This window comes from Kitasatospora griseola (genome assembly GCF_014648555.1).
GTDB lineage: Bacteria > Actinomycetota > Actinomycetes > Streptomycetales > Streptomycetaceae > Kitasatospora > Kitasatospora griseola.
Map to the genome: position 1 here is coordinate 294671 of NZ_BMRI01000005.1, position 8580 is coordinate 303250.

At 74.9% G+C, this 8580-nt stretch carries 6 protein-coding genes and 1 pseudogene; 1 reads left to right on the forward strand and 6 read right to left on the reverse strand.

The annotated features are described in order from the left end of the window. Nucleotides 1–75 precede the first annotated feature (75 nt). The 4 genes from IEZ12_RS09255 to IEZ12_RS09270 form a co-directional block, all read right to left on the reverse strand. A complete protein-coding gene (locus tag IEZ12_RS09255) occupies nt 76–1029 on the reverse strand; it encodes a Ppx/GppA family phosphatase (protein ID WP_189271557.1) in 954 nt (317 codons plus the stop codon). 49 nt (nt 1030–1078) lie between these two features. Further along, a complete protein-coding gene (locus IEZ12_RS09260; RefSeq protein ID WP_189271558.1) occupies nt 1079–2356 on the reverse strand; it encodes an SUKH-4 family immunity protein in 1278 nt (425 codons plus the stop codon). Further along, nucleotides 2353–5568 (reverse strand): toxin glutamine deamidase domain-containing protein, encoded by a 3216-nt coding sequence (locus IEZ12_RS09265; protein ID WP_189271559.1) that lies wholly within the window; start codon nt 5566–5568, stop codon nt 2353–2355. Before IEZ12_RS09265 ends, IEZ12_RS09260 begins: the two co-directional genes overlap by 4 nt. Nucleotides 5569–5633: 65 nt before the next feature. Then, entirely contained in the window at nt 5634–5978 is a 345-nt protein-coding gene (locus IEZ12_RS09270; RefSeq protein ID WP_043914817.1) for a WXG100 family type VII secretion target, read from the reverse strand. 223 nt (nt 5979–6201) lie between these two features. Between IEZ12_RS09270 and IEZ12_RS09275 the strand changes: the two genes are divergently transcribed. Beyond that, nucleotides 6202–7059: a DUF3109 family protein gene (locus IEZ12_RS09275; RefSeq protein ID WP_189271560.1), complete on the forward strand. Its 858-nt coding sequence runs from the start codon at nt 6202–6204 to the stop codon at nt 7057–7059. Between the two features lie 39 nt (nt 7060–7098). Here IEZ12_RS09275 and IEZ12_RS09280 read toward each other — a convergent pair whose 3' ends face one another. Together IEZ12_RS09280 and IEZ12_RS38035 are read right to left on the reverse strand one after the other, a co-directional pair. Further along, nucleotides 7099–8262 carry an NADH-quinone oxidoreductase subunit D gene (locus IEZ12_RS09280; protein ID WP_100588324.1) on the reverse strand — a complete coding sequence of 388 codons (1164 nt, stop codon included), beginning with the start codon at nt 8260–8262 and terminating at the stop codon, nt 7099–7101. Nucleotides 8263–8276: 14 nt separating this feature from the next. Then, a pseudogene (locus IEZ12_RS38035) lies at nt 8277–8580 on the reverse strand (SAM-dependent methyltransferase); the annotation flags it as partial.

Sequence of the window (8580 nt, forward strand, 5' to 3'; positions counted from 1 at the left end):
CTGAAATCACCGGGATCATAAGCGCTCGCACACGAATTTCCCAGCGGAAGGCCAGAGTTGAGGCCTGACTGCCGGTCAGGCCTCGATCGCGACCCGGCTGTCCTGGCCGTCCATGGTGTCGAGGCGGCGCAGGATGATGCCCTCGCGCAGCGCCCACGGGCAGATGTCCAGCTCCTCCAGGCCGAACAGGTCCATGGCGGCGTCCGCGACCAGCGCGCCGGCCAGCAGCTGGCGGGCCCGGCCGAGCGAGACGCCGGGGATCCGGGCGCGTTCGGCGGGCGTCATCGCGGCGAGCCGGGGCAGCCAGGCGGAGAGGCCGGCCCGGGTGAGCTTGCGGGGGACGCGGACGCCCGCGCCCTCGGGGGCGGCGCCGGTCATCCGGGCGAGCTGCTTGAAGGTCTTGGAGGTGGCCACCGCGTGGTCGGGCGCGCCGAGGCGGGCGATGTCGCCGACCGTGCCGGCGATCTCGGCGCGGATGTACCGCCGCAGCTCGCGGATGTCGCCGGGGTCGGCGACGTCGCCCGGGAGGCGGGAGGTGAGGCGGCCGGCGCCGAGCGGCAGGGAGGTGGCGACGTCGGGCTGCTCGTCCAGGCCGCAGGCGATCTCCAGGGAGCCGCCGCCGATGTCGAGGTTGAGCAGCCGGCCGGAGGACCAGCCGAACCAGCGGCGGACGGCGAGGAAGGTCAGCCGGGCCTCGTCCTGGCCGGACAGCACGGTGAGGGCGACGCCGGTCTCGTCCTCGACCCGGCGCAGCACCTCCTCGCCGTTGGCGGCCTCCCGGACGGCGGAGGTGGCGAACGGCAGCAGGTCGACGACGCCCTTGTCCTCGGCGACCCGCAGCGAGGAGGCGACCATGGAGACCAGCCGTTCGACGCCGATCTCGCTGATCGCCCCGTCCGCGTCCAGCAGCTCGGCGAGCCGCAGGTCCGCCTTGTGCGAGTAGGCGGGCAGGGGGGCCGCGCCGGGGTGGGCGTCCACCACGAGGAAGTGGACGGTGTTGGAGCCTACGTCGAGCACACCGAGTCGCATGACCGTCCAACCTAGCCCAAACCGGTGACCGCCAGGGGTAGCGGCGGGGTCACAGCAGACCGTCCCAGAGCTGTTCGACGATGACCGCCCACCAGTTCTCCGGGTCGCGCAGCGCCGTCCGGTCGAGGGCGGCCAGCGCCCACTGGAACTCCGCGACGGCGGGGCCGGCCTGCTCGGGCGGCAGGTCGCGCAGGCGCGGGTAGCGCTCGGCGAGCAGCGCCAGGCAGCGGGTGAAGGCCGTCAGGTCGGTGTTGCAGTAGCGGGCCTCGCAGGTGTCGGGGTCGACGGCGCGGATCCGGCCCTGCGCGGTGTCGACGGTGAACAGCGCCCAGCCGTCGGTGCCGAGCAGCCGCTGCCCGAGCAGCGCGGCGCGGGCCGCGGCGGTGGCCCGGCGGCCGCGGCCGAGCCCGCCGAGGTGCTCGGCGAGGTCCGGCAGGACCGGCCCGGCCTGCTCGGCGATGCCGTCGCTCTCGGGGCGGTGCAGGGTGAAGAAGCCGGCGGCGGCGCGCGGCAGGCCGATGCCCTGGAGGGCGCGGGCGGCGGGCTCGGGCAGGTCGGCGGCGAGCACCTCGGCCTGCTCGAAGCGGTGCGTGCCGTCCTCGCCGAACAGGGCGGCCAGCCGCTTGCGCAGGCCGTTGTCGTCCTCGGGCTGGGCGGGCGGCACGGCGAGCGGGAACGGCACCCGGTTGTAGGTCCGGCCGGTACGGGCGACCAGCGCCCGGACGGCGGCCGCCCGGTGGTCGTGGCGCGGCCCGTACGGCTGCTCGAACTCGATCCGGACGCCGGGCAGCCGGGCCGCGATGACGTGCTCCCAGTAGCCGCCGGGGAGCATCGACAGCCGCAGGTCGGTGCGGAGCGCGACCAGGTCGTCGAGGGCGACGCCCTGCGCGGACAGCTGCTGCCAGGCGCGCAGCGCCGGGTGCGGGTGGCCGTGCGCGGAGTGCACGGCCAGCGACCGGGTGACGCCCTTGTCGTCCCGGTAGCTCAGCGCGGCCCGGGTGCCGGGGCCGGTGACGGGCGGCAGCGCCGGGTTGTGGCTGCCGGCGCCGAGGCGGTCGCGGTAGAGCCGCTCCACCTCGGGCACCGGGACGGACGGGAAGACGGTGAGTTCGCCGCTGACCCGGTCGACCACGGCGCAGGCCGTACCGATCTCCTCGGGCGCGCGGCGCGCGCCGGTGAGCGGGTCGGTGAGGATCGGCGCGGGCTCCGGCCAGAGCACCCAGCCGAGGTCGAACTCGTGGCACCTGACAGGCCGTGAACCCTCCTGCGGGAGGTCGCCGTTGACCCAGCGGTGGGCAGTGGCGAGGGCCTGTTCACGGGTGATCATCGGCTGGTGCTCCCGGTGGTGCGGTGGATGGTGAGACGGGAGCGCGGCGGCGCTGCCGCGGGCGGGACGGCCGCGGCCGGTTCCTCGGCGGGCGCGCCGGCCATGGCCGGCACCGGCTCGGCCGCCGCGACGGGTGCCCCGGACGGGACGGCGACGGTGACCGGCAGCGGCGCGGACAGGTCGATCGGCCGGTCGGCGGCGTCCACCGCGATCGCCCACAGGCCGTGGTCGGCCGGGTAGAGCGGGGTCGGCGCGGCGTAGCCGGTCTGGTGGTCGAGGTAGCTGAGCACGCCCTTGTGGTTGACGGCGTTCCAGGTGTGCGAGCGGCCGAAGCCGTCGACGGTCAGCAGCACCGCGCGGGTGCCGGTGCCGTGCGCGAGCAGCGCCTGGCCGAGCTTGCCGTGCGCGTCGTCGCCGTCGCCCAGGTCGAGGAACCGGGTGCCGAGTTCCAGCTCGGCGCGGTCGCGGCCGCCGCGCTCGCCGGCCGGGCCGTCGGGCAGCCGGGGCGCGGCGCAGGTCGGCGCGCCGCCGAGCGTGTCGACGGCCGACAGGGCCACGTCCACGCAGTTGTTGGCGCGGCCGCTCTCGGCCGGGCCGCCGCCGTTGAGGACCTCGATCCACTCGCCGACCATCGGGTCCGGGTACGGCCCGGGGGTGCGGCGCACCACCTCGGCCTGGTGCGCGGGATCGACCGGGCCGAGCCCGCCGGGCAGCCCGTACGGGCGGCTGTCGGCGAGCGTGCGCACCGTCTGCTCGGCGGCGCCGGGCCGCACCGCGCCGCCCGGGCCGCCGCCGGTGATCACCAGCCACGCCGCGGACGCCTGGTGCAGCGGCGCGCCGGACTCGTCGACCCCGCCGTGCCGCCGGCCGTCCGGCAGCGGGTCGTGCCGGACCGGGCCGCCGGGGGCCTGCTGGCCGATGCCGCCGCCGCCCGCGGGCGGAACCGGACCGGTCACCGGTCGGGCCGCCACCGGACGGTTGTCCGCCGCGTGCTGGCCGACACCGACCACGGCGGCCGCCGAACCGGCCTGCCCGCCCGTACCGGGCGCGCCGGGGGTCGCACCGGCCGCCGCACCGGGAGCACCCGGGGCGCCCGTCGCAGCACCGGCCGCGGCACCGGGAGCGCCGGACGCACCGGCCGCCGCACCCGGGGCGCCGGGGGCGCCTGCCGCGCCGGCCGCACCGCCGGACGCACTGCCGACCGGGCCCGCACCGGCCACCGGGCCGGTGCCGACCGCACCGCCGCCGACCGGACCACCGGCCGGCAGACCGCCGCCGGACGGGGCGCCGCCGCCGACCGGGCCGAGCTGGATCGAGGAGCCGCCGGACGAACCGCCGCCGAACACCGAACCGGAGTCGCCGCCGCGGTGGACGCCGCCACCGCCACCACCACCGCCGGACGACCAGATGTCGCCGCCGTCCACCACCGGCGGGAGGTGCGGCGCGGGCGGCGTCAGCACCGAGTCGACGTGCACCGACACCGGGCCGTGCGACGAGGAGGGCGAGGGCGCGTCGTTCGGGGCCCAGCCGCCACCGCCGCCGTACGAGCCGCCGCCACCGGACGGGGCGTGCGAATTGCCGTACACCGGAGCCGAGTTGTTCTGGTAGCCGGAGTTTCCGTAGTTGCCGGAGTTTCCGTGGTTCCCGGAGTTTCCGTGGTTCCCGGAGTTGCCGCGGTGGTTGCCGCCCGCCGGGGCGGACTGCGACTGGCCCTGGTCCTGGCCGCCCAGCGGGTCGAGGACGGGGTCGAGGATCTTGCCCGGGAGGCCGCCCAGCGGGCCGCCGGCGCCAGAGGCGCTGCCGGGGCCGTTCGGGCCGCCGTGGCCGTTGCCCGGCTGGCCGTGGCCGTTGCCCTGGTCGCCGTGGCCGCGCCCGTGGTTGTTGTGCGAGCCGTCCCCGAACGGGCCGTTGTTCTGGTTGTCGGCGATCGGGACGGGCTTCCCGTCCGGGCCGAGCAGGTCGAGCGGGCGGCCGTCGGCGCCGAACTGGACGATCTGCCCGTTCGGGCCGACCGCCTGCAGGTCGGCGTTCACGGTGACGACCTGGCCGTTGCTGCCCATCAGCAGGTGGCCCTTCGGGTCGGCGACCAGGCCGGAGACCGGGGAGCCGTTGGCGGCCATCATCACCGGGTGGCCGTCGTCGCCGAGCTTGGGGTGGCCGTCCAGGCCGAGGGCCAGCGTGATGCCGGTGCCGACCAGCGCGCCGGTCAGGCCGACCAGCAGCGGCTTGCCGTCCTTGCTGAGCAGCGGCTTGCCGTCCTCGCCCATCGCCACGCCGCTGATCGGGGTGCCGTCCGGGCCGACCAGCTGCTGGGTGCCGTCCGCGCCCTGGGCGACCTTCAGACCGTCGACGCCCTTGACCCGCTGGCCGTCGTCGCCGACCAGCACCGGGTTGCCGTGCCGGTCGGTCTTGACCGTGCCGTCGGCCTTCAGCTCGGCGTGCACGCCGGCCACTCCGGCGACCTCCACCGAACGGGCCACGCCGGAGGTCGCCAGCACGCCGGTGACCTGCCCGGAGCGCGCGGCCATCGAGGTCTCGCGCCGCTCGCCGTGCAGGCCGCGGCCGTCGGTCTGGGCGATCCGCTCCAGGGCGACCAGGGCGGGCTCCTTGGCGAGCGCCTTCGCCGCCTCCGCCATGTCCCGCTCCAGCTGCTCCAGCAGCTGGCCGATCTTCCGCTTGGCGTCCGCGACCGCGGCCAGCTCCTCGGCCTCGGCCACGCCCTCCTTCACCACCGCGACCGCGCCCGAGACCAGCCCGGAGACCACACCGCCGACCCCGGAGGTGATCTCCTTGCCGGCCTGCGCGATCTGCGCCTTCGCCTTCGCCTCGGCCGCGTCCGCCGCCCGGATCTTCTCGGTCAGCTCCTGCAGCACCGCGACGATCTCGGCCTTGCTGTGGTCGACCACACCGGCGGCCTTGTCCAGCGCTCCGGCCACCAGGCCGGCCGCCGCCGAGGCGTCGTCCAGCTGGCCGCGACCGCCGCCGCTGAACTGCTGCCAGTGCGCGCTGAACGCGTCCACCGCGGCGCCGGAGTTCTCCCCCGACACCCGCTGCGCGGACGTGTTGCCGCGGCGTACCAGGGCCTCCGCCTCCGAGCCGAACTCGCGCCACAGGACGGCGGCTTGGCGCAGCCCGTCCTCGTCCGCCTGCGGCCACGCGTGGCCGGTCCGTGCCAGCGCGGGGGCGAGTTCCTCCGGCAGGTTCCTGGACACGTGCTCCCCCTTCGGGTGGTGCGGTTCGGCGTGCACAGCCGCCCGCCGCGTGCTCTGACTGCGGTTCAGGCCCGGCCGGTTGCGGCCGGGCGGTTCAGCGACGGCGCGTTGAAGTCCGCGCTGATCTCGCTGTCGGTGCGCTGCATGCTGTCCGCCATGCTGTGCAGGCCCTGACCGATCCGGCCGAGCCGCTCCGCCAGACCCTGCAGCCCGGCCAGCACGCCCTCCCGGGCCTCGCCGTACGCGACCCCGAACGGCTTGCCCGGAGCGTCACCGCCCCACGGCGCACCCAGCGCCGCCAGCCCGCTCTCCAGCTGCTTCGCCGCGCCGCCGAACTCCTTCGCGACGGTCTCGAACTCCCGTCCCTCGCCGTGGAGTTCCCACGACCGGATGACGACCTTGTCGCCCATGTGCACTCCCCCGTGCAAGGGCGCTCCCGCGCCCGACCTACCCCCGGCTGGGACATCCTAGGGCCGCACACGGCCGCCGCCGCCCGGGCTGCGGCCCTTTTCACAGCCGTTTCACCTACACCGCCCGCCAGGACCCCCGGAAAACCGCCCAATACCGACGAACCGCGAGAAAAACCTCACCACCGCACCACGGCCTCCAGGGCCCAGGCCATACCCTTGCCGGGTGGCACCAGCTGAGAGCGCGAAGAACAAGAAGTCCAAGAAGTCCGGCAAGGCCCCCAAGCCTGCCAAGAACCCGGTCGTCGACCTGGCGATGCCCACCGTCCGCGAAGTCGCCCTCGACTTCCCGCGCGCCTGGGTCGAGTTCACCGACCCCGCGGACGACGACCAGGTGTTCCGCTGCGACCTCACCTGGCTCACCTCCCGCTGGGGCTGCATCTTCGGCAAGGGCTGCCACGGCATCCAGCCCGGCCGGGGCGCGTCCGACGGCTGCTGCACCCTCGGCGCCCACTACTCCGACGAGGACGACGAGCAGCGCGTCACCGAGCACGCCGCCCGCCTCACCCCCGACATCTGGGAACACCACGCCGAGGGCACCGATGCCAAGGGCCGGATCCGTCGCGACGGCGGCATCACCATGTTCGACGAGGACGGCGACCGCCAGACCCGCCGCGTGAACGGCGCCTGCCTCTTCCTCAACAGCCCCGGTTTCCCCGGCGGCGCCGGCTGCGCCCTGCACGTCCTCGCCCTCCGCGAGGGCCTCGAACCCCTCCAGACCAAGCCCGACGTCTGCTGGCAGCTCCCGATCCGCCGCACCTACGACTGGATCGACCGCCCCGACGACACCCGCTACCTCCAGGTCTCCATCGGCGAGTACGACCGCCGCGGCTGGGGCCCCGGCGGCCACGACCTCCACTGGTGGTGCACCGGCTCCCCCGAGGCCCACAACGCCCCCGACCCGGTCTACGTCTCCTACCGCCCCGAACTCGTCGAACTCATGGGCCCCGACGCCTACGCGACCCTCGTCACCCTCTGCGAAGCCCACAACCCCAAGCTCGCCCCGCACCCGGCTGATCTTTAGCGAGCCCCGCCGGGGGCCCGCCGCGCCTGCCGGAGACCTCTACTTGTCGATGTCCCCGACCACGAAGAACATCGACCCCAGGATCGCCACCATGTCCGCCACCAGCGTCCCCGGCAGGAGTTCGGTCAGGGCCTGGATGTTGTTGAACGAGGCCGACCGCAGCTTCAGCCGCCAAGGCGTCTTCTCGCCGCGCGACACCAGGTAGTACCCGTTCAGCCCGAGCGGGTTCTCGGTCCAGGCGTAGGTCTCCCCTTCGGGGGCCTTGAGCACCTTGGGCAGCCGCAGGTTGATCGGTCCGGAGGGCATCTCCGCCAGCCGGTCGAGGCACGCGTCCGCGAGGTCGAGCGAGTTCACGGTCTGTTCGAGCAGGCACTCGAACCGTGCGAGGCAGTCGCCCTCCTCCCGTACGGGCACCCGCAGGACGTCCTGGAGCTCGCCGTACGCGAGGTACGGCTCGTCGCGGCGGAGGTCGAAGTCGACGCCGCTGGCACGCGCGATCGGCCCGCTGACGCCGTACGCGTGGACGTGCTCGCGGGACAGGACGCCGATGCCCGCCGTCCGGCCGCGGAAGATCTCGTTGCCGAGCACCAGGTCCTCGAAGACCGGCAGTTGCGAGCGGACGACGCCGACGGCCGCCCGGACCCGGCCGAGCCAGCCGGCCGGCAGGTCCTCCTTCAGGCCGCCGACGCGGTTGAACATGTAGTGCATGCGGCCGCCGGAGGCTTCCTCCAGGACGTGCTGGAGTTCTTCGCGGCCGTTGAAGGAGTGGAAGATCGGGGTGATCCCGCCCAGTTCCAGGGGGTAGGAGCCCAGGAACATCAGGTGGTTGAGCACCCGGTTCAGCTCGGCCAGCAGGGTCCGCAGCCAGACGGCGCGTTCGGGGACCTCCATGCCGAGCATCCGCTCGACGGCGAGCACCACGCCGAGTTCGTTGGCGAAGGCGGACAGCCAGTCGTGCCGGTTGGCCAGCATGATGATCTGCCGGTAGTCGCGGGCCTCGAAGAGTTTCTCCGCGCCGCGGTGCATGTAGCCGATGACGGGTTCGACGGAGTTGATCCGCTCGCCGTCGAGGACGAGCTTCAGGCGCAGCACGCCGTGCGTGGACGGGTGCTGGGGACCGATGTTGAGCACCATGTCGGTGCTGTCGGGCCCGCCGGGCAGGTTCTGTGCGCCCGGGCCGATGCCGACCGTGGTCTCCGTCATGGCCGTCGACTCCTTCATGAGGGGAGAGTCTGCCATCCCGGCAGGCCCGTGAGGTCGTCCGGTACCGGCATGCGGACGGCCTGGACCAGCCAGTGGAACGCTCCGAGTCCGGCCGGGTCGGTGAGCTCGGCGGCCTCGCCGGCCCCGCCGAGGGCCCGCAGGTAGCCGGCCGGGTCGGTGGTGGCGAGCGCGAGCGGGGGGCGGGCGCCGCTGACGCCGAGGGCGTGCAGGGCGGTGCGCTGGGTGGTCAGCAGGGTGGGGTGGCCGGGTGCGGCGGCGGCGTCGAGGGCGACGTGCGCGGTCAGGTCGCAGCTGCCG

Coding starts and splice junctions, on each gene's coding strand:
- IEZ12_RS09270 (WP_043914817.1), bottom strand. CDS start 5,978: ATGGGCGACAAGGTCGTCATCCGGTCGTGGGAACTCCACGGCGAGGGA.
- IEZ12_RS09260 (WP_189271558.1), bottom strand. CDS start 2,356: ATGATCACCCGTGAACAGGCCCTCGCCACTGCCCACCGCTGGGTCAAC.
- IEZ12_RS09280 (WP_100588324.1), bottom strand. CDS start 8,262: ATGACGGAGACCACGGTCGGCATCGGCCCGGGCGCACAGAACCTGCCC.
- IEZ12_RS09255 (WP_189271557.1), bottom strand. CDS start 1,029: ATGCGACTCGGTGTGCTCGACGTAGGCTCCAACACCGTCCACTTCCTC.